This is a genomic window from Mesorhizobium sp. IMUNJ 23033, from assembly GCF_044778005.1.
Classification (GTDB): Bacteria; Pseudomonadota; Alphaproteobacteria; order Rhizobiales; family Rhizobiaceae; genus Mesorhizobium; species Mesorhizobium amorphae_A.
The window spans coordinates 88,289-112,353 of the sequence record NZ_JBJACT010000014.1 but is presented as its reverse complement, the minus strand read 5'-3'; the positions used below and the strand labels follow the sequence as shown (position 1 = coordinate 112,353).

The window sequence follows — 24,065 nt, the reverse complement described above, 5'->3', positions numbered from 1 at the left end:
TGTTCCCAAGTTGGGTGTCGCGGCCGCAATTTTCCGGCTCGCTATCCGGCCTTCAGCCGCGAGCCACCGAGCAGGCCGCGTTCCTCCAGCACCGGGTAGGCCATGGACGCCAGCAACGAGTTGATCTGCTTGAGGTCGCGGATGGTGTCGAGGTGGATGGAACTGGTCTCGACGCTCTTGGCGGTGCCGTCGCGCAGCCGCAGGAAATGGCTGGCGCTGGTTTCCTTCTCGCGGTCGCGCAGGCGGTCCTTTTCCAGCACAAGCTGGCGCGCTGTCTCGGCATCGCGCGACACCAGCACGTTGAAGGCAAGCCTGGCATTGGCGAGCACCGAGGCGTGGAAGGCACAAAGTTCGCGCCAGCCTTCATGCGTGAACTCCAGACCGCGCTCGAGCTTCTTCCTGACATGCACCAGCATGTTGCGCACGATGATGTCGCCGACCTGCTCCAGCTTGACGCAGGCACCGATCAGTTCCTGGCAGCGCAGCGCCTCGTCTTCGGAGAGCGGGTTCTTGGTGACCTTGGCCAGATAGAGTTTTATCGCCGCATGCTTCTTGTCGACTCGATCGTCGAGTGCCGCCAGCGCCTTGATCTTGTCGGCGTCGGCACTCTCGTAGAGCTCGATGATGCGCTTCAGCATGATCTCGACCGTCTCGCAGACCCGCACCACCTCGCGTGTGGCATTGGCCAGCGCCTGGCTCGGGGTATCGAGAGCGCTTTCGTTCAGAGCGGACAGTTCGATGACGTCGAGCGCGGCCGGCTCCGACTTGGTGCCGAGCGCCACGATCTTCTCCGAAGCGCGGTAGACGAGACCGGCCAATGGCAGGCCGGCGAGCAGGATCAGAACGTTGAACAGGATGTGGGCGTGGACGATCTGGTCGGGCACGCTGGCGCCGAGGAAGGCGACAGGCGGCTTGAAGGTCAGGAACAGGATCAGCATGACCAGCGAGCCCATGCCGCGCATCAGGAGATTGCCGATCGGCACGACGCGCACGCCGGGCTCGGCATTGCGGGTCAGCAGCGGCGCAATGATCGAGGAGCCGAGATTGACGCCGAGCACCAGCACGATGCCAAGCTCGGGCGGGATGAAGCCACGGCCGGCCAGCGTGACCATCAACAGCACGGCGGCGATCGAGGAATGGAACAGCCAGGTGATCAATGCCGCCAGAAGATAGGCGGTGACCGGATCGCCGGCGAAGTAGTTGACGATGACCGGCATCAGCGTGCTCTGGCGCAGCGGTTCCGATGCCTGGCCGATCATTTCCAGCGACAGGATCAGCAGGCCGATGCCGATCAGGATGCGGCCGAACTGGCGCCAGTCGCGCCGCTCGGTGGCCATGAACATGACGGTGCCGGCGACAAGGCAGACCGGCACCAGCAGCGACAGGTCGAAGGTCAGCAGCTTGACCACCAGCGCCGAGCCGATCTCGGCGCCGCGCACTGCCAATTGGCCGGACATGCCGGACACGATGCCGGCGCCGGCGAAGGAGCCGACCAGCAGCGTGACGGCGGTGGAGCTCTGCAGAGCGATCGACAGGCCGCAGCCGGCCAGCACCGCCATCAGCGGATTGCGCATGGTGGCGCGCAGCCGGTGGCGCAGCACGTCGCCATAGGCGCGCTCGACACCCGTCTTGACCAGGCGGGTGGCAAACAGCATCAGCGCCACCGCGCCGGCAAGGTGCAAAAGGACGACCGAACCGCTCATGCCTGGGCTCGCAATTCAAGAGACGCGCGGGGCGCGGGGGCCATGCCGTCGAAGAGGTCAAGAAGGGCGCGAATCATGGGCATTGTAAGGGTCGAGCATACTCTCATTGCTTTTAGCCGGATAATAAATTTTGCCTGACTTGGCCGGCTGCTGGCGCGCGACAGGGCGTGTCGGAAATGGATGGACGACAGATTGGTTGCATGGCCAGCCGGCGCCAGGACAGCGATGCCGCCCGACTCCTGCATCCGTTTCCAACCAAGTCTAAGAGTGACGTTGAATTAGATCATCTAAATATTGGAAATCATTACAGAAACGTAATCTTGGCGTTCAGTTTCGGTTCATCCTTGACGCCCTATTGCTTGGGTATCGACAACCAAGGAGCACCTGTCATGAAACGTCTCGTTCTTTCCGCTGTCGCCGCCTCGATGCTGGCCGCCACGTCCTTCTCGGGCCAGGCCGCGCCGCTCAACGCGCCCGTCGCGCCGCAGTCGAACTACAGCCAGGTCGACTGGCAGAAGCCCGACAGGCATGTCGTGAAAAAGAAGGTCGTGGTGAGGAAGAAGGTCGTTGTGGTGAAGCGCAACCATTGGCGCAACGGCCAGAGATATTCGAGCTGGAAGCGCCACCAGGCGATCCACGACTACGGCCGCTATGGCCTGCGTCGTCCAGGCCCCGGCCAGGAGTGGATCCGCGTCGGCAACGACTATGTGCTGGTCAGTATCCTGTCGGGCATCGTCTTCGGCGCCATCGCCGCCCACTGATCTATCTCGAATTGTACCGCAGGAAGGCGGCCGGCAGGGCCGCCTTCTTTTTTGCCCTGTGAAAACCGGGTACGGCCGGCATTAGGAGTCGTCGGGTCTAGCAAGCGTGATTATATGGACGGAAAAGAGTTTCCCTGATGCGCTTTCCGCCCGCCTTCCTCGACGAGATCCGCGACCGCGTGCCGATTTCATCGGTGATCGGCCAGCGTGTCGCGTGGGACCGGAAGAAGACCAACGCGCCGCGTGGCGACTATTGGGCTTGCTGCCCATTCCATGGCGAGAAGAGCCCGTCCTTCCACTGCGAGGACAAGAAGGGTCGCTACCATTGTTTCGGCTGTTCGGTGTCGGGCGATCACTTCAAGTTCCTGACCGAGCTCGACGGGATGAGTTTTCCCGAAGCGGTCGAGAAGATCGCCGACATGGCCGGCGTGCCGATGCCGGTGCGCGACGAACAGGAGGAACGGCGCGAAAAGGAACGCGCCAGCCTGACCGACGTTATGGAGATGGCGACCACCTTCTTCCAGGAGCGGCTGCAGGGACCGGAAGGCGCAAAGGCGCGCGCCTATCTGCGTGAGCGCGGACTGACATCGGCGACGCAGCAATCGTTCCGCCTCGGCTATGCGCCGGACAGCCGCAACGCGCTGAAGGAGCATCTTGCCGCCAGGGGCGTTCCAAAAGCCGATATCGAGGCCTGCGGGCTGGTACGCCATGGCGACGACATCCCGGTCTCCTATGACTGGTTCCGCGACCGCATCATGTTCCCGATCCCCGACTCCAGAGGCAAGATCATCGCCTTTGGCGGGCGGGCGCTGGCGCCCGATGCGCTGGCCAAATACATGAATTCGCCCGACACGGAGCTCTTCCACAAGGGCAATGTGCTCTACAATTTCGCCCGCGCCCGAAAGGCATTGGCCAAGGGCGGCACGGTCATTGCCGTCGAAGGCTATATGGACGTGATCGCGTTGGCGCAGGCCGGCTTCGAAAACGTCGTGGCGCCGCTCGGCACCGCGCTTACCGAGAACCAGCTCGAGCTGTTGTGGCGCATGGCCGGCGAGCCAATCTTATGCTTCGACGGTGACCAGGCTGGGCTGAAGGCGGCGTGGCGCGCCGCCGATCTGGCGCTGCCGGCGGTCCAGCCGGGACGCTCGGCGCGTTTTGCGCTGCTGCCCGAAGGCAAGGATCCCGACGATCTGGTCAAGGCCGATGGTGCGGACGCCTTCCGCGTCGTGCTCGCGGAAGCGCGGCCGCTCGCCGATCTGCTGTGGATGCGCGAGACGTCAGGCGGCGTCTTCGACACGCCGGAACGGCGGGCGGAATTGGAAAAGACGCTGCGCGAGCTGACCAGCCGCATCCGCGACGAAAGCCTGCGATATCACTACCAACAGGAAATGCGCGAGCGGGTGCTAAGCTTCTTCGGTGCCCAGCGCGGCGCCCGGCAAGGTCATCAGGGCGGCCGGCCCGGCGAGCGCGGCAAGGGTGCGGGGCCGGGCGGGCAGTTCGCGCGGGGCGGCAACGCCGGCGGACGCACCGCGATCACCGAAAGCCTCGGACGTTCGGCGCTGGTCAAGCGCGGCGCCGAGGGCATGTCGGTGCGCGAGGCGACGATCATCGTGGCGCTGATCAACCATCCGGCGCTGATCGACGAGAACTTTGCCTATGTCGAATTCCTCGATCTCGCCAACACCGACCTGAAGCGGCTGCACGCCGCCATCCTCGATGCGATGGCGCATGACATGGCCAATGATCGCGGCGCGGTTATCGCGACGGTCGAACGGGCCGGCTGCGGCGACATCTGGGAGCGCGCAGTGGCGCTGATCAAGCGCGCGCGGCAATGGCCGGCGCTGGAAACCGCCGCCCTTGAGGATGCCCGCGACGCCTTCAACCAGGCACTGCACTTGCAGCGCAGCGCGCGCACCTTACATAGGGAGCTGAAACAGGCGCAGGCAGCGCTCGATCAGGATCCGTCGGACGAAAACTTCCGGCATCTGGTCGAGATTCAGGCGCAATTCAACGATGTGCAGGCAACGGAAGCGCTGATCGAAGGGTTCGGCGTGTCCTCGGGCAGGGCTGGTCGCGTATAGGTGGAATCCTGCGCCAAGAATGAAGTGGGAATGTGCCGCGCGTCGTTTAGACGCCCCTAAGTCGGGTAATTGATTCGCTTTTTTCATGCGAATCATGCGAGAGGCGCTTGACCTTCTGGCAGAATGGCGGAATCAGGACGATTCGAAACGTTAACCCGTGCCCGGCGTCGACGGGAAATGAGCGATGTGAGGTACTGGTCACTGGACAGGCGGCAGGCCTGCCACAGATACCAGGGTTAATCTGGACTTAACGAGAGATGCGGTTACTTGCCCGGTGACGTGCGTTTGAAGCGAGCGCATCCGATTTGACCGGCGCGGCAGCTTACGCGGTTTCGATACAGAGCCGCTTGGAGACGATAAAGAATGGCGACAAAGGAAAAGGAAGAGGTCGAGACCGAACGTGAAGGCGCCACCGATGGCCCGCTGCTCGACCTTTCCGACGATGCTGTCAAGAAGATGATCAAAGCCGCCAAGAAGCGCGGCTATGTCACCATGGATGAGTTGAACTCGGTGCTGCCCTCGGAGGAAGTGACCTCCGAGCAGATCGAGGACACGATGGCGATGTTGTCCGACATGGGCATCAATGTCGTCGAGGACGACGAGCAGGGCGAGGAAGCCGAGACTGGCGACACCGCGGCAGACGCCGAGGAAGACGCCAACGAACTGGCCGAGCAGACCGGTACCGCTGTCGCCGCGACCACCACCAAGAAGGAGCCGACCGATCGCACCGACGATCCGGTCCGCATGTATCTGCGCGAGATGGGCTCGGTGGAGCTGTTGTCGCGCGAGGGCGAAATCGCCATCGCCAAGCGCATCGAGGCCGGCCGCGAGACGATGATCGCGGGCCTGTGCGAAAGCCCGCTGACCTTCCAGGCCATCATCATCTGGCGCGACGAGCTCAACGAAGCGAAGATCCTGCTGCGCGAGATCATCGACCTCGAGGCGACGTATGCCGGGCCGGAGGCCAAGCAGGCGCCGGTGGTCGAGCGCATCGAGGAAGCCCCCAAGGTCGAAGACAAGCCGCGCCGCGCATCGCGCGACGAGGAAGAAGACATCACCAATGTCGGCGGCGACACCCGCGGGCTGACGGATGACGACGAGGAAGACGAGGACGAGGCCAGCCTGTCGCTGGCGGCGATGGAAGCGGAACTGCGCCCGCAGGTGATGGAGACGCTCGACGTTATCGCCGACACCTACAAGAAGCTCAGAAAGCTGCAGGACCAGCAGGTCGAGAACCGGCTGGCCGCCGCCGGCACGCTGTCGCCCAGCCAGGACCGCCGGCTGAAGGAGCTGAAGGACCAGCTGATCAAGGCGGTGAAGTCGCTGTCGCTCAACACGGCGCGCATCGAGGCGCTGGTCGAGCAGCTCTACGACATCAACAAGCGCCTGGTGCAGAACGAAGGCAAGCTTTTGCGCCTGGCCGAAAGCTATGGCGTGCGCCGCGAGGAGTTCCTCAAGGAGTATCAGGGCTCGGAGCTCGATCCGAACTGGACGCGCTCGATCGCCAATCTGACGTCGCGCGGCTGGAAGGAATTCACCAAGAACGAGAAGGACGCGATCCGCGACCTGCGCGCCGAGATCCAGCATCTGGCCACCGAAACGGCGATCTCGATCCTGGAATTCCGCAAGATCGTCAACCAGGTGCAGAAGGGCGAGCGTGAAGCGGCGATCGCCAAGAAGGAAATGGTCGAGGCCAATCTGCGCCTCGTCATCTCCATCGCCAAGAAGTACACCAATCGCGGCCTGCAGTTCCTCGACCTGATCCAGGAAGGCAATATCGGCCTGATGAAGGCGGTCGACAAATTCGAGTATCGCCGCGGCTACAAGTTCTCGACCTATGCGACGTGGTGGATCCGGCAGGCGATCACCCGTTCTATCGCCGACCAGGCGCGCACCATCCGCATTCCGGTGCACATGATCGAGACGATCAACAAGATCGTGCGCACCTCGCGCCAGATGCTGCACGAGATCGGCCGCGAGCCGACGCCGGAGGAACTGGCCGAAAAGCTCGCCATGCCGCTCGAAAAAGTGCGCAAGGTGCTGAAGATCGCCAAGGAGCCGATCTCGCTCGAAACGCCGGTCGGCGACGAGGAGGATTCGCATCTCGGTGACTTCATCGAGGACAAGATGGCAATCCTGCCGATCGACGCGGCGATCCAGGCCAATCTGCGCGAGACGACGACGCGCGTGCTGGCCTCGCTGACGCCGCGCGAGGAGCGCGTGCTGCGCATGCGCTTCGGCATCGGCATGAACACCGACCATACGCTGGAAGAGGTTGGCCAGCAATTCTCGGTCACCCGCGAGCGTATCCGCCAGATCGAAGCCAAGGCGCTGCGCAAGCTCAAGCACCCGAGCCGGAGCCGGAAGCTGCGCAGCTTCCTGGATAGCTGACACCAACAGCAACAGACAATTTTCGAAGGGCGCCGATGGCGCCCTTTGTTGCTGGCGTGACGGCTCTTGTCGCCCATCTCTGTCGGGAGGATACTTCACAGGTCGGATGCATGTTCTGGGCGATAACCCGGATGCCCGCCCCGGCGCAGGTCACGACCTGCCGCCGTGCTCCGTGGCCCGGACGGAGGTGTGCCATGACGACTTACATCGTGCTTATCAACTGGACCGAGCAGGGCGCAAAGAATGTGCGCGACTCGCCGAAGCGGCTGGACGCCGCCAAGAAGCTCTTGGGGGACATGGGCGGATCGTTCAAGGCGTTTTATCTCACCATGGGCGAATGTGACATGGTGGCGATTGTCGAAGCCCCCGATGACGCGGTGCTCGCTCGTTTCGCGCTGATGCTGGCGACCGGCGGCAACGTCAAGACACGGACGCTGAAGGCCTTCCCGGAATTCGCCTATCGCGAGATCATCTCCTCGCTCGGATAGGGCTCGGATTTTAAGCCCGGATCATTTTCGTTCGCCGCAGCCCACGCGGGCGCCGTCTTGACGGCGCCCGATCGTCCGTGGTCCTTCGGGCTGCGTTACCAACCGAATGCCGGAGCCATGCTGACCATCTGGTACAACACACGCTGCCCGGTCTGCGATGCCGGCATCAGCAGGCAGAAACGGCGGCTGATCGAGACGGTCAAGGCCGGTCGGATCGAATTCCGCGACATCAATCTCGAGCCGGCGGCGCTCGCCGGATACGGCGCCTCGTTGGAAGATATCCGCCGCCGTCTGCATGCCACCGACGCCGACGGCAGATTGCTGGTCGGTGCCGATGTCGCGATTGCCGTCTGGAAGGCGACGCCGGGCGAGGGCTGGCTGGCGGCTCTGTTCGGCAATCCGCTTCTCCTGCCGCTGACGCGTTTCGCCTATGATCTTTTCGCCGATCTTCTTTATGCCTGGAACCGGCGCAAGGGCCGCTGGTAGCCGGCGCGTTGTTTGCAAGCCCAGCCCGGCATTCGTAGCGCGCACCCTCGACTTCAATCCGGCTGGCGCCATCTTCAGATACATCGTAAGATATATCTTGACTCGATCGGCGCTGATGCCTAATTAAGATATATCGTAAGACATAACTCAAGGAGCAATCCATGCACAGACATCATCATTTCGGCGAGCACCCGTTGCGGGCTTTCATGCATATGGCCGGCAAGTTCGGCGGCCGCGGCGGCGGTTTCGGTCCGTTCGGGCACGGCATGAGGGGCGGCGGCCGCGGCGGGCCGGGCGACGTGTTCCGCGCCGGGCGCATGCTGGCCGACGGCGACCTCAAGCTGATCACGCTGTCGCTGCTGGCCGAGGCGCCGCGCCATGGCTACGACATCATCAAGGCGCTGGGAGAGCGTACCAGCGGCGTCTACAGCCCGAGCCCGGGCGTGGTCTATCCGACGCTGACCTTCCTGGAAGAGGCCGGCTATGCCACCTCCTCGGCGGAAGGCAACAAGAAGGTGTTTTCGATCACCGAGGCGGGTCAGGCGCATCTCGAGGAAAACCGCGAGATGATCGACCATGTGCTCGACCATCTCGAGCGCTTCGGTCGCAAGATGGCCAAGGCGCGCGACTGGTTCGGCTGGAACGACGACGGCGAGGAGGGCGGCCGGCGTGGGCGCCACGAAAAGCGCGATGCGTTCCGCGCCGTACGCCACAGGCTGCGCGCCGCGCTCAGCGACATCGTCGATGCGCCTGAAGACACGCAGGCCCAGGCGATGAGCATCCTGCAAGATGCCGCCGAAGCTCTCGAGGCGCTGTCGCGCCGCTGAAGGCGTTAGCTTCTCCATCGCCGCAAGCGAAAAAAGCCCGGAGAGATCCGGGCTTTTTCATTTGGTCTGGTGAGTTCAGGAATGTGCGGCAGGCATCATTCCTTGCCGACATACTCGCTGATCAGCTTTTCATTGCGCGCCTTTTCGATCTTGGCGGTCATTTCGGCCGAAAGGCGTTCGTCCATGCGGTACTTGACCAGGTTCACGAGGCTGCCAGTGAGGAGCAGGATGCCCATGCCCCAGTAGCCTTTGGTCGACAGGTCGACCGGGGCCAGCCACAGCGACAGGCCGAGCATGAAGTAGGCGGCGCCGACCGAGATGCTGTTGAACATGATGTAGGTCTGATTGGCGTTCATAGTCTTTCTCCGTTTGGTTGGTGAAGAATCGGGATTGGTGAGGAATCGGCTTTGGTGGATCAGTGGGTGGATTTCAGACGGTCGAGCACATCTTGTGCCCGCACCTTGGTCGAGGAGCCGTGGCCGGCGTCCTCCAGCCTGCCGCGAATGGCTTCCTGGCTGAGACCTGCATCGATCTCGTCCAGAATGCTTGCCTCTTCGAACGGATCGCTGCGCTCCCTGATGCGGGCCAGCAGCGCCTCGGCCTCGTTGAGGCTCGCCGTCCGGCCGATGGACCGGTTCAGCCGGCGCTGCGCCTTCTGTTCCGCGTCTATGGCGCGGGCCGAGATCATGCCCTGGTTGAGGTCGACGATGCGCCGGTGCGCCTGTTCCAGCGACATGCGCATACGCAAGGTCTTTTCCACCAGGCTGCGCACGGTGGCACGGCGGACCTCGCGTTCGTTCTCCAGCTCGGCGATGGCGCCGGCGCCATCGCGGGCGAGGGGCTCGTTGGTGGCGGCAAGGGCGCTGCGGGTGCGCTCCTCCAGATCGGCGATGCGGCGGTCGAGTTGGTCGAGGCTGGCCTGTTCGGCGCGCTGACGCACGATCAGCGAGGCGAGTGTCTGCTTGGCGGAAGCGAGGCCGGCTTCGGCATCGCGGATGCGCTGGGCGAGAAGATCGACAGCGAACTGGTCCTTCAGCCGGTCCTCGGCCTTGGCGCTGGCGCCGTCCAGCAATGTCCTGATAAGACTGAGCATTTGTTTGTTCCTCCGGTTATGAACGTTGTTCACTAATGCACTGTAGCAGAAAATGAACTGTGTTCAAGAAGAATTTTGAACGCTGTTCATGAGCGCTGGATCATGGTAAACACGGGCAGCCTTGCCGCCGTCGCGCGCGGGTTGACAGGATTTACGGAGAGCAGGTTTGGCACTGGACAAGGAAGAGATGAGCGAGCGTGTCATCGCCATCGCCGAAGATCTGATCGAGGCGGGCGGGGCGGAGAACCTGAAAGCCAGGACCATCGCCACGCAGGCCGGGATCGCCGTCGGCTCCATCTACAATCTGTTCCGCGACATCGACGATCTACACCGCGCGGTGAACATGCGGCTGCTCGGTCGGCTGGGCGAGGCCGGCGCCGCTGCAATGGCCGAGCTGCAGGAAGCCGGCGTGACCGATACGCGCCAACGCCTGCTGGCGCTGGCGCGCGCCTATGCCGGGTTCGTCGCGGCGCATCCGGCGAGTTGGCCGGCCTTGCTCGCCTTCAATCGTCGTCAGCTGCCGCATGCGGAGCCGGATGCCTACGAGGCGCGGCTCAGCGCCTTGCTGCAGATCATCGCCAAGGTGCTTGCCGATGGCCGCTTCGGCCTCGACGAGACCCGGCTGCGGATCGCCGCCCGAACCTTGTGGTCAAGCGTGCATGGCATCGTGACCAGCGGCTATGCAGCCAATTCCGCAGGACGGCAGGCCGATGAAACCTGGGAGCAGGTCGAGCTGCTGGTCGCCGTCTTCATCAAGGGACTGGAACGCGGCGGGACATTCGATCATGCTGAGACAGCACCGTCGTGAATCGTGACGGTCGGCGCCGGCGATGCCTTGGCGCCGGGGCGAAAGTGGAGATTTGAACCATGTCTTTTCTGAAACGACTTTTCGGCGGTGGCGGCGGTGATGCAGGCGAGCCAAAGAGCGCCGCGCCGGCAAAGCAGGTCGAGCACAAGGGCTTCCTGATCAGCGCCACGCCCTACAAGGCCGAAGGCCAGTACCAGACCTGCGGCGTGGTTTCGAAGGAAGTCGACGGCGTGTTGAAGGAACACAAATTCATCCGCGCCGACCGCTTCGCCGGGCTCGACGACGCCATCGACATCTCGATCAAGAAGGGCATCCAGCTGGTCGACGAGCAGGGCGAGAGGATGTTCGGGTAGGGTATGTCGATATTCAGGTGATGCCGGCCTGCGAACGATGGTTTCCTGCGCTTCCGGTACTCACGTGCCCAAAGTACGCTCCGTTCCGGTTCTGGGAAACCACCATTCTCGACCTGACCTGAATCTCAACACACCCTTGCTGGCGTTCTGACATCAAAAAGGCAGGCGCCGTGCTGGTGCCTGCCTTTTGATTTCGAACTATGGGTAACGGGGTGGCTTACGCTGCCGCGGCGACATGCTCGCCGGCAGTCGCCGCCACCACGGCGTCGACCTTGGTGGTTGCCTTGGCGAGAGCCGCCGTCACTGCGTCGGCACCCATGGCGACGCCTTCGATGCGGATGACGTCGACGTCGGTCATGCCGATGAAGCCGAGCACGCTGCGCAGGTAAGGGATGGCGTGATCGAACTGCACGGCCGCACCTTCGGAATAGATGCCGCCGGAGGCCAGCACGATATAGACCTTCTTGCCGGTGACGAGGCCCTTGGGGCCGTTCTCGCCATAGGAAAAGCTCTTGCCGGAGCGGGCGACGTGATCGACCCAGGACTTCAGCGTCGAGGAGATGTTGAAGTTGATGAAGCCGGTGGCGAGGATCACCGTGTCGGCGGCAAACAGTTCTTCCAGCACGGCGTCGGAAACGCCGACGACTTCGGCCTGGCGCGGGGTGCGGGATTCAGCCGGCGTATAGATGCCGGTCGAGTAGTCGACGTCGATGTGCGGCAGCGGGTTGGCGACGAGGTCGCGCACGACCAGCGTGTTCGAAGGATCGGCGGCGATGAGCTTCTCGGCGAATTCTGTGGCGATGCGGGTCGAGTGCGAGGCAGCGCCGCGCGGGCTCGAGGTGACAAGAAGGATGGACATGGGGCTCTCCAGGGTTGGAATGAATTGTCCCGCCACATATGGGACTATCGATCCATTCGAAAAACTGGTATATTTTCTATATGACCCATCTATAAATTGGATATGGCAATGCAGCCCAATCCGACACTCGACCAGCTTCAGATTTTTGTGACGGTCGCCGAAACCGGCAGTTTCTCGGCCGCCGGCCGCAAGCTCAACCGGGCGCAGTCCGTCATCAGCTACGGCATCGCCAATCTCGAAGCGCAGCTCGGGCTGAAACTGTTCGAGCGCGAGGGCACGCGCGAGCCGCAACTGACCGAGATCGGCCGGGCGATGCTGGAGGATGCGCGGCGCATGACCGGTGTGCTGCAGCGCATCCGCTCGCGCGTCGACGGCCACCATCAGGGACTGGAGGCCGAGGTGGCGCTGTCGGTCGACGCGGCGCTGCCCTCACCGGTGCTGGTGCGGGTGCTGAAGGCGTTCGAGGCGCAGTTTCCGACCGTGATGCTGCGCCTGCACATCGGCACACTCGGCCTGATCCCCGATCATGTCGTCAGCGGGCAGGCCGATCTCGGTGTCGGCGGCCTGCTGGGCGAGGTCGACGTGCATCTTGTGCGTATCGGCTTCATGTCGATTGTGCTGGCTGCCGCGTCCAGCCACCCGCTGGCGCTGCTTCCGAAGCCTGTGGCGATCGAGGATGCGCGCGAACACATCCAACTCGTCGTCACCGACCAGTCCGAGCGCACCAAGGGGCGCGACTTTGGCGTCTTCGCCTATCGCACCTGGCGGCTGACGGACCTGCGCACCAAGCATATGCTGATGCGCGAGGGGCTGGGCTGGGGCGGGCTGCCGCGCTGGCTGATCGCCGACGATCTGGCGAGCGGCCGGTTGGTGGAAATCGATCTGGAGCCGTTCAGCGAGGTGCGCTCGCCGTTGTTTGCCATGCATCGCAGCGACCGCAGCCCGAAGCCCGTGGCTGCCTGGCTGATCGACCAGTTCAAGCGCCAGCTCGGCTGCTTCAACGAGTTCGAGCCGGGCCAGGTGCCTACAGCGCCGCGCGTCCCTGAGGACGCGCAAAGGACGCTGTAGCACTTTGATTTTGCGCATGATCCTTTCCGAACCTTTGGTTCGGGGTCATGCGCGACGAGGAGCCGCCGGAGACAGCCCATCGATAAGTGCAACGAGGACGGCCCGATGGTCTTCGATCGAGCCTCCTGCCTCGATGGCAAGGGCTGCACGGTCGAAGGCGGCGGCAAGCAGCGCGGTCAGTGCGTCGACGGGCAATCTTATCATCGTCTGCTCGCGCATCGCAGCCACGAGGCCCTCGCGCAACGAGCGGTTGCCGTGCCGGTTGTCGATGTCGTCCATGCCGGCGCGACCGAGCACGGCCGGCCCGTCGAGCAGCAGCAACCGGGTGCGGCCGGGCAAGCGCATGGCGGCGAGATAGGCGTCCGAGCCGGCGATCAACGCATCGCGGGCAAATAGCGAGGGCGGCGAAGCGCGATCTACCTCTGCGGCGACGGCCTCCGCCTCCTGCTCGACGACGGCGGCGAACAGCGCCTGCTTGTCGGCGAAATGATGATAGAGCGCGCCGCGCGTGACGCCGGCGGCGGCGACAATCTCGGGCGTGCCGGTCTCGGCATAGGGTTTTTCGATGAACAGCTTTCGCGCCGCCGCGATCAGGTCGGCGCGCGTCGCTTCGGTTCGATCACGGTTGGAGCGGCGCGCGGTTTCTCGTTGCATACATGCAGCCTGTATGTTATTGAAATTTACATGCAGACTGTATGTTATTCGATGGGAGAAAGAAAGATGAAGACGACGAGCTATTATCCGGTGCTGATGACGGGCGACGTGGCTGGAACGAAAGCCTTCTATATCGAGCACTTCCGCTTCAAACCGCTGTTCGAAAGCGACTGGTATGTGCATCTGCAGTCGACCGAGGATCGCCGCGTCAATCTCGGTATCGTCCAGGGCGACCACGAGACGATACCCGAGGAAGGGCGAGGGCGCACGTCGGGTCTGCTGATCAATTTCGAGGTCAGGAACCCGGACGCGATCTATGAACGGCTCCTTGCCGCCGGCCTGCCGATCCTGTGCAGCCTGCGCGACGAACCCTTCGGCCAGCGCCATTTCATCACCAAGGATCCCAATGGCGTGCTGATCGACGTGATCAAACCGATCCCGCTCAGCCCGGAGTTCCAGGCGCAATTCTCGGAGGGCGCGGCCGACGCCTGAACCCGTGCCGATGGCAGCAAATGTCGGCAGCGGCTCCGGCCCTGTGGCCGGGGCCGAGCGATGCGGTCTATGCTGAGCTGTGTTGAAGCTGGTCCTGTCGCATGCGTGACATCTGCCTTGTTCGTGCGCCTTCCAATCTCGGCCTCCGCCCCTTGCGGCCGGGCCATGTGCCCGGCACCTGGCGCGCGCCGCAGGCGCTGAGCGACGCCGGCCTCGTCGAGGTGCTGGCGCCAGTGCGGGTGGTCGATCTCGAAAGGCCCGCTTACAGCACCGAACCGCAACCGGGCACCCGGCTGCGCAATGGTCCGGCGATACGCCGCTTCAATCTCGACCTTGCCGAGATCGTCGCCGGTGCCCTCGGGCAAGGCGAGTTCCCGCTGGTCATCGGCGGCGATTGTTCGATCCTGCTTGGTGCATTGGCGGCGGCGCGACGCTCAAGCGCGGTCGCACTGGTCCATGTCGATGGCCACAGCGATTTCCGCCATCCCGGCAATTACGACGTTGACGCCATGCCCGGTTCGGCTGCCGGCATGGACCTGGCGCTCGCAACTGGACGCGGCGAGCCTTTGTTGACGGAGTGGCCTGGCATTGCCGGTCCGCTCGTCGCCGACGCGGCGGTGGTGCAGATCGGCGAGCGCGAGAGCCGCGATGCCGATTTTGCCTGGCCCGACATCAATGCGACTGCGATCACTCGCATCGATGTCTTTGCCGTACGGGACCTTGGCGCCGCAAAAGTGCTGGAGACGACGAGAGCGACGCTGGCGCGTGCCGATTGTCCTTACTGGCTGCATCTCGATATCGACGTGCTCGACCAGACGGTCATGCCGGCGGTGGATTCCCCAGGCAGTCCCGGCATCGATCCCGACGATCTCGTCGCGATCCTGTCAGCGCTGGCAGCGGACCGGCTCTGCACCGGCATGGACATGACGATCTACGATCCCGACCTCGACCCGAATGGCGACCTCGCGCGGCTGCTGGTGTCGCTGCTCGGACGGATGCTCTAGCAACGATAGGCCTCAACTTGCCCTCGCCACCGGTGTCACCGTCGCCTGGCTGATGCCGGTCCGCCGCACCACCGTGCACAGCGTTTCGCGGCCGATGCGTTCGGCGTCGAGCATGCGCACGAGATCGTCGACGCCGGTGACCGGACGGCCGTCGATGGCGGCTATGATGTCGCCCTCCTTCAGGCCGGCCTTCGCAGCCGGGCCGTTCTTCTCGACGCTGCGCAGGCGCACGGCCGTATTGCTTGACACCTGCGACAAAAGAGCGGCGCGGCGCGGCAGGTTTGTCGTGTCGGCCGAGACGCCGATGAAGGCGCGGCGCACGCGGCCGAAGCGGATGATTTCCGAGATGACGAAATTGGCGGTGTTGGAGGCAACCGCAAAGGCGATGCCCTGTGCGCCGTGGATCATGGCGGTGTTGACGCCGATCACCTCGCCGGCCGAGGACACCAGCGGCCCGCCGGAATTGCCGGGGTTGAGTGCTGCGTCGGTCTGGATGACGTCGTCGATCAGCCGGCCGGTGGAGGCGCGCATCGAACGGCCAAGCGCCGAGACGACACCGGAGGTGACGGTCCATTCGAAGCCGAGCGGATTGCCGATGGCGATCGCAATCTGGCCGCGGCGCAGACGCTTGGAATCGCCCAGTGGCGCGACATCGGCAAAGCTTCCGTCGGCGCGCACCAGCGCGATGTCAGTGTCGGGGTCGCGGCCGAGCACGCGGCCTTCGCGCGAGGCGCCGTCAGGCATCGACACGCGCACTGTTTTCGCATCGCCGACGACATGGAAATTGGTGACGACCAGCCCGTCCGGCGCGATGACGAAGCCGGAGCCATGGCCGCCCTGACCGCCGATACGCTCGATACGGCAGACGGCCGGACCGATGCGGTCGACCGCGTCGGCGACGGTCGTCGAATAGGCATCGAGAAGCGTGTCGTCGGATTGCAGTTTCTGGGCGGGCAGGGCCATTTCGAGGCTCCGTGTCATCAGGCATCAGGATGACTATATGTGCGGAGCGGCCTGTTCGGCCGCGACCTGACCAGATGGCCAGTCACACCGGCAACTAGCCGTCAGGCGAGTACCAACCCTCGCGCAAGGCAGCGATATCTGGGACATGAGAAACCCAGGAGACCAATCATGAGCGACTTCAATCTGAGCGCGTTTTCCGATGCCATCGCCGATGTCGCGGCAACCGCAGCGCCGGCGACGGCGAGCCTCGCCACGCATCACGGTCGCACGGCCAGTGCCTTCCACTGGCGCGACGGCTATTTCGTCACCGCCGAGGAGGTCGTGGAGGCAGGTGAGGAGATCGAGCTGAAGCTGGCTTCCGGCGGGAAGGTGAAGGCCGAACTGGTCGGGCGCGATCCTTCGACCGGCGTCGCGCTGCTGAAACCTGCCGAAGCGGTCAATGCCGCGCCGCTGGCCAAGGCGGATGCCGTGCGGCCGGGCAATCTGGCCATCACCGTCGGCAACAGCGAAGGTGCCGCACTTGCTGTGTTCGGGACGGTCGGCGAGGTCGGCCCGGCCTGGCGCTCGATGCGCGGCGGCACGATCGACCGGCGCATCAACCTCGCCGTCAATGCCGGCGGCCGCTTCGAGGGTGGCCCGGTGCTCGACGCCAAAGGCGGGCTGATCGGCATGCTTCTGTTCGGGCCGCGGCGGCGGGCATTGGTCATGCCCTACGAGACGATCGAGCGGGCGGTGTCGACGTTGCGCGAAAAGGGCCATGTCGCGCGTGGCTATCTCGGCGCCGGCCTGCATCCGATCCGCAATGGCGACGCGCATGGCGCGATGGTGATGAGCCTCGACGACAGCGGTCCGGCCAAGGCCGCCGGCCTCTATGTCGGCGACATCGTCGTCTCCTGGAATGGAGAGGCCGTGCATGGGCCGCGTGACCTGATCCGCAAGCTCGGGCCGGACAGCGCCGGTGCCTCGGTGACGCTCGGCGTGGTGCGTGGCGGTGAACAGCGCGATGTCGCGGTGACCATCGGCGAGAAGCCGCTGAGCTGAGAGGATCGATGGCGGACAGCGCAAGCCACAGCATCGCGAGACGCGACCTAGCGGGCCACCGGTTGACGGTGCTGATCGCGCTCGGCGATGCCGCGCGCGCCGAACGGCTGTCGACTGCTCTTGCCGCGACCGATGATCTGCTGCCGGTCATGTACGCGAGCAACTCCAGTCTGACGGCGGATATGGCTATCGTCGACGAGAGCGGTCTGGAGGGCGGCATCGACCTCGCGACACCTCGGGTGCTGCTGTCCCGTCGAGCCACCCAGGAGCGGGAGGCCGACAATTTGCTTGCCGTGCTGCCGGCGACGGCCGACGACCTGCTGATTGCCGCTGCCGTGCGGCTGGCGGCGGCGGGCTACCGGATTTCGGGTGGAGGCCGTGCCTTGCCCGACCGGCATGACGATTTCGCTTTCCATGACGGCGATCTGTTCGACGAGGAACCGGCGGATGACAAAGTCGGCCGGCCGGCGCTGTCGCCGCGCGAGAGCGAAGTGCTGGCGCTGCTGGCCGAAGGCGCGCCCAACAAGGTGATCGCCAGGCGGCTGAACATTTCCGTGCACACGGCGAAGTTCCACGTCGCCGCAATCCTGATCAAGCTAGGCGCCGCCAACCGCACCGATGCCATCGCCATCGCCATGCGGCAGGGCCTGGTGCTGGTTTAGGGTCTGCTGATATTCAGGTGATGCCGGCCTGCGAACGGCGAGTTTCTGCGCTTCCGGTGCTCACGTACTTCAAGTACGCTCCGCTCCGGTTCTCGGAACTCACCATTCTCGGCTCGGCCTGACCTGAATCTCAACAGACCCTGGTCCGGCTTCACCAGTTTCTCGACCCTACGCAGCGTAACCAGCTTTGCATGCTTTCGGCCCTTGCGCTGCGGTTGCCCGCCGCGCAAAGGTTCGCACCTGTCGTGCTGCAAGGGAGGCGGAAAAAATGTCGCTCAAGGGAAAGACGCTGTTCATCTCCGGCGGATCGCGCGGCATTGGCCTTGCGATTGCGCTGCGCGCAGCGCGCGACGGCGCCAATGTGACGATCGCCGCCAAGACCGCCGAGCCGCATCCGAAGCTGCCGGGTACGATCTATACGGCTGCCGAAGAGATCGAGCAGGCTGGCGGCCACGCGCTGCCCGTCTTGTGCGACATTCGGGAGGAGGCGCAAGTCGCCGAAGCTGTCGCCAAGACCGTCGAAAAGTTCGGCGGCATCGACATCTGCGTCAACAACGCCAGCGCCATCCAGCTCACCGGCACGCTGGAGACCGACATGAAGCGTTACGACCTGATGCACCAGATCAACACGCGCGGCACGTTCCTGGTGTCCAAAATGTGCATTCCGCACCTGAAGTTGGCCAACAATCCTCACATCCTGAATCTGGCGCCGCCGCTCGACATGAAGGCCAAATGGTTCAAGAACCACGTCGCCTACACGATGGCCAAGTTCGGCATGTCGATGTGCACGCTGGGCATGAGTGCCGAGTTCGCCAGGGACGGCATCGCCGTCAACTCGCTGTGGCCGATCTCGACCATCGACACGGCGGCGGTGCGCAACCTGCTGGGTGGGGCGACGGTGGTGGCGATGAGCCGTTCGCCCGACATCATGGCAGATGCCGCGCATGCGATATTCATGCGGCCGTCGCGCGAGGCGACCGGCAATTTCTACATCGACGAGGAAGTGCTGCGCGCCGAGGGCGTCAGCGATTTTTCCGTCTATTCGCCTGGGGCGACGGGACCGCTCGCCGGCGACTTTTTTGTGCCGGACGAGGTGTTCGCCCGGACCGATACCAACATCAAAAGCATCTACTGACGGGCGCTGCGCGCCCTTATTCCTCGGCCTTCTTGCCTTTGCCCAAGCCCATCAGCCGGTCGATGTAAGCCAGCATGAAGGCCGACAGCACGAAGGCGAGGTTGATGATGGTCAGCCACATCAACTGATCGGTCGTATAGGAAACCGAGTTCAGGAAGACCTGCAGCAGGTGGATGGACGAGATGGCGACGATGGTCGAGGCGACCTTGACCTTCAGCGAGCCGACATCGATCGTGCCCAGCCAGTGCACCTCGCCGTCATTTTCATCGAAACGGCTGACGAAGTTCTCGTAGCCCGAGATGATCACCATCACCACCAGCGAGGCGACAAGTGCGGCATCGATCAGGCCGAGCATCTTGAGGATGGTGTCGGTATCGCCAAGCGTGAACGCCACGGTGACGAACTCGTAGAGTTTCTTGCCGAAGGACAGGGCATAGATGGCAAGTGCCAGGCCCGATATAGAACACGACCAGCAGCCGGCGCGTGGCGGCGAGTTCGAGACGTTTCATATTTGGTTCCGGTCTTTTTGGCACTGTCGTATTCGGGCAGGCCGCCACGGTTTGCAAGGGCGGTCGTCGAGGGAAACAAAAACCCCGCCGGAGGGGACCGGCGGGGCTCATGTGTCCCGCTGGAGTCGGGACAGGGCAGGGAACGCCCTTCCGAAATCTGGGGTTGTCAATGCGGCTATTCAATGATCTCCACCGAATCGCCGGCTACAATTCTTCTTGAGTGTGCTCCCTCGCGAGCAGGCCATCCCAGCAAAACGGGATGCGCCTGCTCTTGTAATCGTGATTCCGGAAGCCGGCTCAGGCTTCTGGAATCATGCACTAATTCGCGCTGGCTACCGGCGCCACCAGCGAGGTGATGCGGCGGATGGCGACGCGGCGGTTCTCACGGTTGGGACCCGACGTGTCGACCTTGAGGTACTCCTCGCCATAGCCCTGCGTCGTCAGGTTCTCCGGCGGGATGCCGAAGGCATTGGTGAGCGCCTCGGCGACCGCTTCGGCGCGCCGGTCGGACAGAGCGAGGTTCGCCTCCGGCGTGCCGACGGCGTCGGTATGGCCTTCGATCAGGAAGGTCTCCGCCGGGTTCTTCTTCAACAGCTTCTCCATGGCGCCGGCGACGCCGTCGAGCTTCTGCACTTCGGTATCGGAGATGGAGGCCGAACCGAATTCGAAGTTCAACGTGTCGAGATCGACGCGGCGGGCAATGTCGCGCACGCGGGCCGAACGCTTGACCTCGTCGATCGAGTAGAGGCGCTGGACCCGCTCCACCGGCGGCTGTTCGAGGAAGGTGTAGTAGTCGTCCGGATCCTCGACCTCCTCGGAGTCCAGGATGTACTCCTCGCGCGGAATGGTGAGCCGCATCGGCGGCAGGTCGTCGCCCGGATCGCGCCAGTCGCCGTCATCCTCATAGTGCCGCTCATCGACATAGCTCAGCACATATTCGCGTCCATCCGGCGCAATGCGCGAACGCTGGATGACGTCGCCGTAGCGGTTGCGGATGGTGACGATCCGGACGCCGTTGTCACGCTCGACAATTTCCCGGGTGCGATCGCCCGACAGATCCTCATAGTACACGTTCCTGGCGCCGCGGTGCATGCGCGGAGCGTCATTGCTTTCCACGATCGTCTGGTTGTTGAACTGCAGGATGACGCGGTCGCCGAGTTCCCTGACGACGTCGACGCCTTTCGGACGCCGGCGGTCGCGGACGTTCTCATCGGGCGCGCGCTCGACGCGCTTGCCCTTTTCCTCCGTAACCGGGGCGATCTTTTCAGGCTGGATTGCCTGCTGGGCGGACTTGTCGTCGGTGGGCGGCGGTCCCTGGTCGACCGGGGCAGGCTCTGGAACTTGCGCCTGCTCGCCATTCTGCTGGGCGGGCTGGTTGGCCTGCTCGCCACTCGCATTCTCGCCTCCCTGCTGGCCGCTCTTGCCCTTGCGCCTGCGCAGGACGTCCTTCTGGCTGTCGAGGATGGGGGCTGCGTCCTTGTCGGCCGGGGCTTCACCCTGGGCCGCATTTTCACCCTGGGCCGGCTGTTCGCCGGTCACGGGCTGCTGGCCAGTTGCGGGTTGTTCGGCCGTCGACGGCTGTTCTCCGGTGGCCGGCTGCTCTCCCGTCACCGGCTGTTCGCCGACAGGCTTCTTGCCGCGCTTCTTCTTGCCCTGAGGCTGTTCGCCCTCGGCGGGTGCTGCCTGCTGCTCGGGCTGAAGCGGTTCGGCCTGCGGAACCGGCTCGCCGGCCGGCGCTGCCTTCTTGGCCGGCGCCTGCTCGGCGGGCGCGGCTTCGATCTGCTGATCCTGCTTGCGCTTCTTGCGCAGGGGCTGTTGGTTGTTGTCATTTGCCGGGGCCGCCTGCTCGGCGGGCTGTTCGGTAGGTGCGGCCTCCTGCTGCTGGTCGCGCTTCTTCCTGCGCGGCTTGATCGGCTGCTCTTCGTTTGCCGGAGCCGCCTGTTCGGCGGGCTGTTCGGCAGGCGCGGCCTCGATCTGCTGCTGCTGGTCGCGCTTCTTCCTGCGCGGCTTGATCGGCTGCTCTTCGTTTGCCGGGGCCGCCTGTTCGGCGGGCTGTTCGGCAGGTGCGGCCTCGATCTGCTGTTGCTGGTCGCGTTTCTTCCTGCGCGGCAACTGCTCCTCAGCGGCAGGCGCGGCCTGTTCGGCCGGAGCCTGTTCGGTTTGCTGCTGTTGATCACGCTTCTTCCTGCGCGGCTGCTGCTCCTGCTCGCCCTGCGCCGGCGCGGCCTGCTGTTCCGGTTCCTGCTTCTTGCGTTTAGGCTTCTGCTCCGGCTCCCCCTGCTGTTTCTGCGCACAGGCCTCTGCCGATTCGCCTTCGGCACAGGCTGCTTGCGCCAGGATCAGCGGTGCGGCGGTGTGCTGCAGAGGGGCGAAAGCGGCACTGTCCTGCAGCGGATACGCGCCCAACGGCGCGGATGCCATCAGCAGGCCAATTGCTGTGCCTGCCAGAATCCGTGGTTGGCGTTTCATCTCAAATTCTCCTTATGGGGTCCCATCCCTGCCCAAACTTTCATCATCCGGATTTGGTTCCGGCTTGCGGGGCATTACTGGCAACGAAGGACGATTGACCGGCCTTTTGAAGGCAACTTCGTGTTTTTCGTATGGTGCCGGCCGCATTTGCGGCGATCGAGTGGCACAGGCCGCCTTTGCAGCGATGATGGCGCTTGACCTTGGCGTCGGTGAGGGCCACATCGGCACAATGGACGCGCCGTTCTGGAAAACCAAGACGCTCGAGGCGATGACGCCGGCCGAGTGGGAATCGCTCTGCGACGGCTGCGGCAAATGCTGCCTGTCGAAGCTCGAGGACGAGGACACCGGCGAAATCTACTGGACAAGCGTCGGCTGCAGGCTGTTCGACGCCGAAAGCTGCCGCTGCGCCGACTATGCCAACCGGCTGGCGCGCGTTCCCGATTGTGTCGGGCTGACGCCGCAGAATGTGCGCACGATCACCTGGTTGCCCAGGACCTGCGCCTACCGGCTGGTGGCGGAGGGGCATGATCTCTACTGGTGGCACAGGCTGGTTTCGGGAAGCGCCGAGACCGTGCACGAAGCCGGCATCTCGATCCGCGGCCGGGTCAAGGCCAACGAGACGGACCTGGCCGAACCAGACGATTATTTCGACTATATGCTCGACGACGAGCCCTGACTCGATTTTCGCCGCAAGCTCGATTTTCGCCGCAAAGCGGTAGCAAATACCACGCGCCGACCCGGCTTTGCCCGGAACCGGCGAGGCGATAGGGCGTTTGAGTTCCGATCGCCAACCGATGATTTGCCACATGAACCGAAGATGAATGGACGGTTCGCAAAGAGTTCAGACTGGCAAGTGCATTGTTGCCGCATCGGTTCACGAGGACGGGCGAGAGCCCTCAACAAGGAGAGAAGACGATGTTCAACACCATCAAGACGGCAACCCTTTCGGCCCTGGTCGGCCTCGGCACGCTGGCCGCCATCCCGGTCGCCCATGCCGATAGCATCTATCTCGGCTTCGGCAACAACAATGAACCGCGCGTCGGTGTCTATAGCGGGGATGATGATGGCTACCGCCGTGAGCGCGACTGGCGCCGCCGTGGCTGTTCGCCGGACCGCGCCCTCGACAAGGCCGAGCGCATGGGCCTGCACCGTGTCCGCATCGTTGATGTCAGCCGCCGCACGGTCAAGGTCGCGGGCCGCCAGTATGGCGATCGCGTCGTGGTCGTATTCGCCAACGAGCGCGGTTGCCCGGTCATCTATCGCTAGGATCGGCTGAAGATCAGCCTTGGGCATGATCTTCTGCGAAGATCAGCCCTGAGTAGCAGAGTCCCTTTTCGCCAGGACGGAAGGGTGCGGCTCAAAAAACCCCGGAGGACCAGTCCTCCGGGGTTTTTCATGTCTTGTGCCGATCCGACTTTCGTCCCGTCGATGGCGGCTGACGGCGCTTACTTCAGCTCGAAGATGACGGTGACCTGCACCGCGTAGGAGTTTTCGCCGGCCTGCACCGGAACCGCTGCGCCCGCGGCATCGAAGGCCTTGGCGTTGATCGGCATTGGGGGCGGGGCGATGTTCTGATCGGTGATCTCCAGCACCCGCCCGATGCCGACGCCCGCGGCTTCGGCCAGGGTCTTGGCCTTGGCCATGGCGTTGGCGACCGCCTTCTTGCGGGCCTCGGTCACGGCGGCGGACGGATCCTCGTTGGAGAAGGCGATTCCGCCGCCCTGGTTGACGCCGAGCGACACCGCCTTGTCGAGGATATCGCCTGTCTTGTCGATGTCGCGGATACGCACCGAAAGCGTGTTGGTCACCTGGTAGGCGACGAGCTCGGCCTCCTGGCTGCCGTCCGGCTTGTTGGTGTAGTTGTAGCGCGGGTTGATCTGGATGCCTGCCGTCTGCAGGTCGCGGTCCTTGATGCCGGCCGATTTCATCGCCGCGATCACGGCGGCCATGGCGTCGTTGTTGGCATCGAGCGCTGCGCGCGCCGTCTTGGCCTCGCGCATGACGCTGAGCGTCAGCAGCGCCAGATCGGGTGCTGCGGTCGCCTGGCCTTCGCCCGACACGATGATGCGAGCCGCAGGCTGCGAATCGGCGGCGCCGGCCATCGCCGGAAAAGCAATCGCGGCGGCGAGCGCCAAGGGCATGAGTGTCAGCGGCAAAAGATGTCTGGTCATCAAAATCTCCTCGGTCTGCGATCCAGTCGCATCTGGCAACTAGGGCG

General features: G+C 64.0%; 24 protein-coding genes and 1 pseudogene. 16 read left to right on the top strand and 9 right to left on the bottom strand.

The window, feature by feature from the left end; translation table 11 throughout:
* Positions 1-41 precede the first annotated feature (41 nt).
* Positions 42-1,703 (bottom strand): Na/Pi cotransporter family protein, encoded by a 1,662-nt coding sequence (locus tag ACFX5Q_RS17180; protein ID WP_404279847.1) that lies wholly within the window; start codon positions 1,701-1,703, stop codon positions 42-44.
* Between the two features lie 389 nt (positions 1,704-2,092).
* On the opposite strand from ACFX5Q_RS17180, the gene ACFX5Q_RS17175 reads away from it, so the two are divergent.
* From ACFX5Q_RS17175 to ACFX5Q_RS17150, 6 genes are all read left to right on the top strand, one after another.
* The gene (locus tag ACFX5Q_RS17175) at positions 2,093-2,464 is read left to right on the top strand and encodes an RcnB family protein (protein WP_404279845.1); all 372 of its coding nucleotides are present in this window, start codon (positions 2,093-2,095) and stop codon (positions 2,462-2,464) included.
* 137 nt (positions 2,465-2,601) lie between these two features.
* On the top strand, positions 2,602-4,545 hold the full coding sequence (dnaG, locus tag ACFX5Q_RS17170) for a DNA primase (protein WP_404279843.1): 1,944 nt from the start codon (positions 2,602-2,604) through the stop codon (positions 4,543-4,545).
* A 363-nt stretch (positions 4,546-4,908) separates the two neighbouring features.
* Positions 4,909-6,936: an RNA polymerase sigma factor RpoD gene (gene rpoD / locus ACFX5Q_RS17165; protein WP_404279841.1), complete on the top strand. Its 2,028-nt coding sequence runs from the start codon at positions 4,909-4,911 to the stop codon at positions 6,934-6,936.
* 194 nt (positions 6,937-7,130) lie between these two features.
* On the top strand, positions 7,131-7,424 hold the full coding sequence (locus tag ACFX5Q_RS17160; protein WP_192182849.1) for a GYD domain-containing protein: 294 nt from the start codon (positions 7,131-7,133) through the stop codon (positions 7,422-7,424).
* Between the two features lie 117 nt (positions 7,425-7,541).
* Entirely contained in the window at positions 7,542-7,910 is a 369-nt protein-coding gene (locus tag ACFX5Q_RS17155) for a thiol-disulfide oxidoreductase DCC family protein (RefSeq protein WP_404279839.1), read from the top strand.
* A 161-nt stretch (positions 7,911-8,071) separates the two neighbouring features.
* On the top strand, positions 8,072-8,737 hold the full coding sequence (locus ACFX5Q_RS17150; protein ID WP_404279837.1) for a PadR family transcriptional regulator: 666 nt from the start codon (positions 8,072-8,074) through the stop codon (positions 8,735-8,737).
* 95 nt (positions 8,738-8,832) lie between these two features.
* Here ACFX5Q_RS17150 and ACFX5Q_RS17145 read toward each other — a convergent pair whose 3' ends face one another.
* Both ACFX5Q_RS17145 and ACFX5Q_RS17140 read right to left on the bottom strand, forming a co-directional pair.
* Positions 8,833-9,093: a YiaA/YiaB family inner membrane protein gene (locus ACFX5Q_RS17145; RefSeq protein ID WP_404279835.1), complete on the bottom strand. Its 261-nt coding sequence runs from the start codon at positions 9,091-9,093 to the stop codon at positions 8,833-8,835.
* A 59-nt stretch (positions 9,094-9,152) separates the two neighbouring features.
* Complete coding sequence (locus tag ACFX5Q_RS17140) at positions 9,153-9,830, bottom strand: PspA/IM30 family protein (protein WP_404279833.1); 678 nt, start codon at positions 9,828-9,830, stop codon at positions 9,153-9,155.
* Positions 9,831-9,996: 166 nt separating this feature from the next.
* Here ACFX5Q_RS17140 and ACFX5Q_RS17135 point away from each other — a divergent pair, with 166 nt between their 5' ends.
* Both ACFX5Q_RS17135 and ACFX5Q_RS17130 read left to right on the top strand, forming a co-directional pair.
* Entirely contained in the window at positions 9,997-10,638 is a 642-nt protein-coding gene (locus ACFX5Q_RS17135) for a TetR/AcrR family transcriptional regulator (RefSeq protein WP_404279831.1), read from the top strand.
* A gap of 59 nt (positions 10,639-10,697) precedes the next feature.
* On the top strand, positions 10,698-10,991 hold the full coding sequence (locus tag ACFX5Q_RS17130) for an HlyU family transcriptional regulator (protein WP_192182855.1): 294 nt from the start codon (positions 10,698-10,700) through the stop codon (positions 10,989-10,991).
* A gap of 217 nt (positions 10,992-11,208) precedes the next feature.
* On the opposite strand, the gene ACFX5Q_RS17125 is transcribed toward ACFX5Q_RS17130, so the two are convergent.
* Complete coding sequence (locus tag ACFX5Q_RS17125; protein ID WP_404279828.1) at positions 11,209-11,850, bottom strand: FMN-dependent NADH-azoreductase; 642 nt, start codon at positions 11,848-11,850, stop codon at positions 11,209-11,211.
* Positions 11,851-11,958: 108 nt separating this feature from the next.
* Here ACFX5Q_RS17125 and ACFX5Q_RS17120 point away from each other — a divergent pair, with 108 nt between their 5' ends.
* Complete coding sequence (locus tag ACFX5Q_RS17120) at positions 11,959-12,918, top strand: LysR family transcriptional regulator (RefSeq protein ID WP_404279826.1); 960 nt, start codon at positions 11,959-11,961, stop codon at positions 12,916-12,918.
* 45 nt (positions 12,919-12,963) lie between these two features.
* Here ACFX5Q_RS17120 and ACFX5Q_RS17115 read toward each other — a convergent pair whose 3' ends face one another.
* Positions 12,964-13,572, bottom strand: a complete 609-nt coding sequence (locus ACFX5Q_RS17115; RefSeq protein ID WP_404279824.1) for a helix-turn-helix domain-containing protein — start codon at positions 13,570-13,572, stop codon at positions 12,964-12,966.
* Positions 13,573-13,638: 66 nt separating this feature from the next.
* Here ACFX5Q_RS17115 and ACFX5Q_RS17110 point away from each other — a divergent pair, with 66 nt between their 5' ends.
* Both ACFX5Q_RS17110 and ACFX5Q_RS17105 read left to right on the top strand, forming a co-directional pair.
* Positions 13,639-14,064: a VOC family protein gene (locus ACFX5Q_RS17110; protein WP_404279822.1), complete on the top strand. Its 426-nt coding sequence runs from the start codon at positions 13,639-13,641 to the stop codon at positions 14,062-14,064.
* 101 nt (positions 14,065-14,165) lie between these two features.
* Entirely contained in the window at positions 14,166-15,068 is a 903-nt protein-coding gene (locus ACFX5Q_RS17105; RefSeq protein WP_404279820.1) for an arginase family protein, read from the top strand.
* Between the two features lie 12 nt (positions 15,069-15,080).
* Here ACFX5Q_RS17105 and ACFX5Q_RS17100 read toward each other — a convergent pair whose 3' ends face one another.
* Positions 15,081-16,031, bottom strand: a complete 951-nt coding sequence (locus ACFX5Q_RS17100; protein ID WP_404279818.1) for a S1C family serine protease — start codon at positions 16,029-16,031, stop codon at positions 15,081-15,083.
* Positions 16,032-16,199: 168 nt separating this feature from the next.
* Between ACFX5Q_RS17100 and ACFX5Q_RS17095 the strand changes: the two genes are divergently transcribed.
* The 3 genes from ACFX5Q_RS17095 (at position 16,200) to ACFX5Q_RS17085 (ending at position 18,869) form a co-directional block, all read left to right on the top strand.
* Positions 16,200-17,072 carry a S1C family serine protease gene (locus ACFX5Q_RS17095; RefSeq protein WP_404279815.1) on the top strand — a complete coding sequence of 291 codons (873 nt, stop codon included), beginning with the start codon at positions 16,200-16,202 and terminating at the stop codon, positions 17,070-17,072.
* An 8-nt stretch (positions 17,073-17,080) separates the two neighbouring features.
* On the top strand, positions 17,081-17,734 hold the full coding sequence (locus ACFX5Q_RS17090; protein WP_404279814.1) for a response regulator transcription factor: 654 nt from the start codon (positions 17,081-17,083) through the stop codon (positions 17,732-17,734).
* 268 nt (positions 17,735-18,002) lie between these two features.
* Entirely contained in the window at positions 18,003-18,869 is an 867-nt protein-coding gene (locus ACFX5Q_RS17085) for an SDR family oxidoreductase (protein ID WP_404279812.1), read from the top strand.
* Between the two features lie 16 nt (positions 18,870-18,885).
* On the opposite strand, the pseudogene ACFX5Q_RS17080 reads toward ACFX5Q_RS17085, so the two are convergent.
* A pseudogene (locus ACFX5Q_RS17080) lies at positions 18,886-19,378 on the bottom strand (TIGR00645 family protein).
* A 318-nt stretch (positions 19,379-19,696) separates the two neighbouring features.
* The gene (locus ACFX5Q_RS17075) at positions 19,697-21,847 is read right to left on the bottom strand and encodes an OmpA family protein (RefSeq protein WP_404279809.1); all 2,151 of its coding nucleotides are present in this window, start codon (positions 21,845-21,847) and stop codon (positions 19,697-19,699) included.
* Between the two features lie 229 nt (positions 21,848-22,076).
* Here ACFX5Q_RS17075 and ACFX5Q_RS17070 point away from each other — a divergent pair, with 229 nt between their 5' ends.
* Positions 22,077-22,523, top strand: a complete 447-nt coding sequence (locus ACFX5Q_RS17070; RefSeq protein WP_404279976.1) for a YcgN family cysteine cluster protein — start codon at positions 22,077-22,079, stop codon at positions 22,521-22,523.
* Between the two features lie 239 nt (positions 22,524-22,762).
* Positions 22,763-23,113, top strand: a complete 351-nt coding sequence (locus tag ACFX5Q_RS17065) for a hypothetical protein (protein ID WP_404279806.1) — start codon at positions 22,763-22,765, stop codon at positions 23,111-23,113.
* A 179-nt stretch (positions 23,114-23,292) separates the two neighbouring features.
* On the opposite strand, the gene ACFX5Q_RS17060 is transcribed toward ACFX5Q_RS17065, so the two are convergent.
* Positions 23,293-24,018, bottom strand: a complete 726-nt coding sequence (locus tag ACFX5Q_RS17060) for an SIMPL domain-containing protein (protein ID WP_404279804.1) — start codon at positions 24,016-24,018, stop codon at positions 23,293-23,295.
* Positions 24,019-24,065: the final 47 nt, after the last annotated feature.

What these genes read in the sequence shown, in the direction of transcription:
- ACFX5Q_RS17085 (WP_404279812.1), top strand. Translation starts at nt 18,003, where the DNA reads ATGTCGCTCAAGGGAAAGACGCTGTTCATCTCCGGCGGATCGCGCGGC.
- ACFX5Q_RS17065 (WP_404279806.1), top strand. Translation starts at nt 22,763, where the DNA reads ATGTTCAACACCATCAAGACGGCAACCCTTTCGGCCCTGGTCGGCCTC.
- ACFX5Q_RS17075 (WP_404279809.1), bottom strand. Translation starts at nt 21,847, where the DNA reads ATGAAACGCCAACCACGGATTCTGGCAGGCACAGCAATTGGCCTGCTG.
- ACFX5Q_RS17155 (WP_404279839.1), top strand. Translation starts at nt 7,542, where the DNA reads ATGCTGACCATCTGGTACAACACACGCTGCCCGGTCTGCGATGCCGGC.
- ACFX5Q_RS17145 (WP_404279835.1), bottom strand. Translation starts at nt 9,093, where the DNA reads ATGAACGCCAATCAGACCTACATCATGTTCAACAGCATCTCGGTCGGC.
- ACFX5Q_RS17140 (WP_404279833.1), bottom strand. Translation starts at nt 9,830, where the DNA reads ATGCTCAGTCTTATCAGGACATTGCTGGACGGCGCCAGCGCCAAGGCC.
- ACFX5Q_RS17060 (WP_404279804.1), bottom strand. Translation starts at nt 24,018, where the DNA reads ATGACCAGACATCTTTTGCCGCTGACACTCATGCCCTTGGCGCTCGCC.
- ACFX5Q_RS17110 (WP_404279822.1), top strand. Translation starts at nt 13,639, where the DNA reads ATGAAGACGACGAGCTATTATCCGGTGCTGATGACGGGCGACGTGGCT.
- ACFX5Q_RS17150 (WP_404279837.1), top strand. Translation starts at nt 8,072, where the DNA reads ATGCACAGACATCATCATTTCGGCGAGCACCCGTTGCGGGCTTTCATG.
- ACFX5Q_RS17125 (WP_404279828.1), bottom strand. Translation starts at nt 11,850, where the DNA reads ATGTCCATCCTTCTTGTCACCTCGAGCCCGCGCGGCGCTGCCTCGCAC.
- dnaG (WP_404279843.1), top strand. Translation starts at nt 2,602, where the DNA reads ATGCGCTTTCCGCCCGCCTTCCTCGACGAGATCCGCGACCGCGTGCCG.
- ACFX5Q_RS17160 (WP_192182849.1), top strand. Translation starts at nt 7,131, where the DNA reads ATGACGACTTACATCGTGCTTATCAACTGGACCGAGCAGGGCGCAAAG.
- rpoD (WP_404279841.1), top strand. Translation starts at nt 4,909, where the DNA reads ATGGCGACAAAGGAAAAGGAAGAGGTCGAGACCGAACGTGAAGGCGCC.
- ACFX5Q_RS17115 (WP_404279824.1), bottom strand. Translation starts at nt 13,572, where the DNA reads ATGCAACGAGAAACCGCGCGCCGCTCCAACCGTGATCGAACCGAAGCG.
- ACFX5Q_RS17095 (WP_404279815.1), top strand. Translation starts at nt 16,200, where the DNA reads ATGAGCGACTTCAATCTGAGCGCGTTTTCCGATGCCATCGCCGATGTC.
- ACFX5Q_RS17105 (WP_404279820.1), top strand. Translation starts at nt 14,166, where the DNA reads ATGCGTGACATCTGCCTTGTTCGTGCGCCTTCCAATCTCGGCCTCCGC.
- ACFX5Q_RS17100 (WP_404279818.1), bottom strand. Translation starts at nt 16,031, where the DNA reads ATGGCCCTGCCCGCCCAGAAACTGCAATCCGACGACACGCTTCTCGAT.
- ACFX5Q_RS17175 (WP_404279845.1), top strand. Translation starts at nt 2,093, where the DNA reads ATGAAACGTCTCGTTCTTTCCGCTGTCGCCGCCTCGATGCTGGCCGCC.
- ACFX5Q_RS17120 (WP_404279826.1), top strand. Translation starts at nt 11,959, where the DNA reads ATGCAGCCCAATCCGACACTCGACCAGCTTCAGATTTTTGTGACGGTC.
- ACFX5Q_RS17070 (WP_404279976.1), top strand. Translation starts at nt 22,077, where the DNA reads ATGGACGCGCCGTTCTGGAAAACCAAGACGCTCGAGGCGATGACGCCG.
- ACFX5Q_RS17130 (WP_192182855.1), top strand. Translation starts at nt 10,698, where the DNA reads ATGTCTTTTCTGAAACGACTTTTCGGCGGTGGCGGCGGTGATGCAGGC.
- ACFX5Q_RS17090 (WP_404279814.1), top strand. Translation starts at nt 17,081, where the DNA reads ATGGCGGACAGCGCAAGCCACAGCATCGCGAGACGCGACCTAGCGGGC.
- ACFX5Q_RS17180 (WP_404279847.1), bottom strand. Translation starts at nt 1,703, where the DNA reads ATGAGCGGTTCGGTCGTCCTTTTGCACCTTGCCGGCGCGGTGGCGCTG.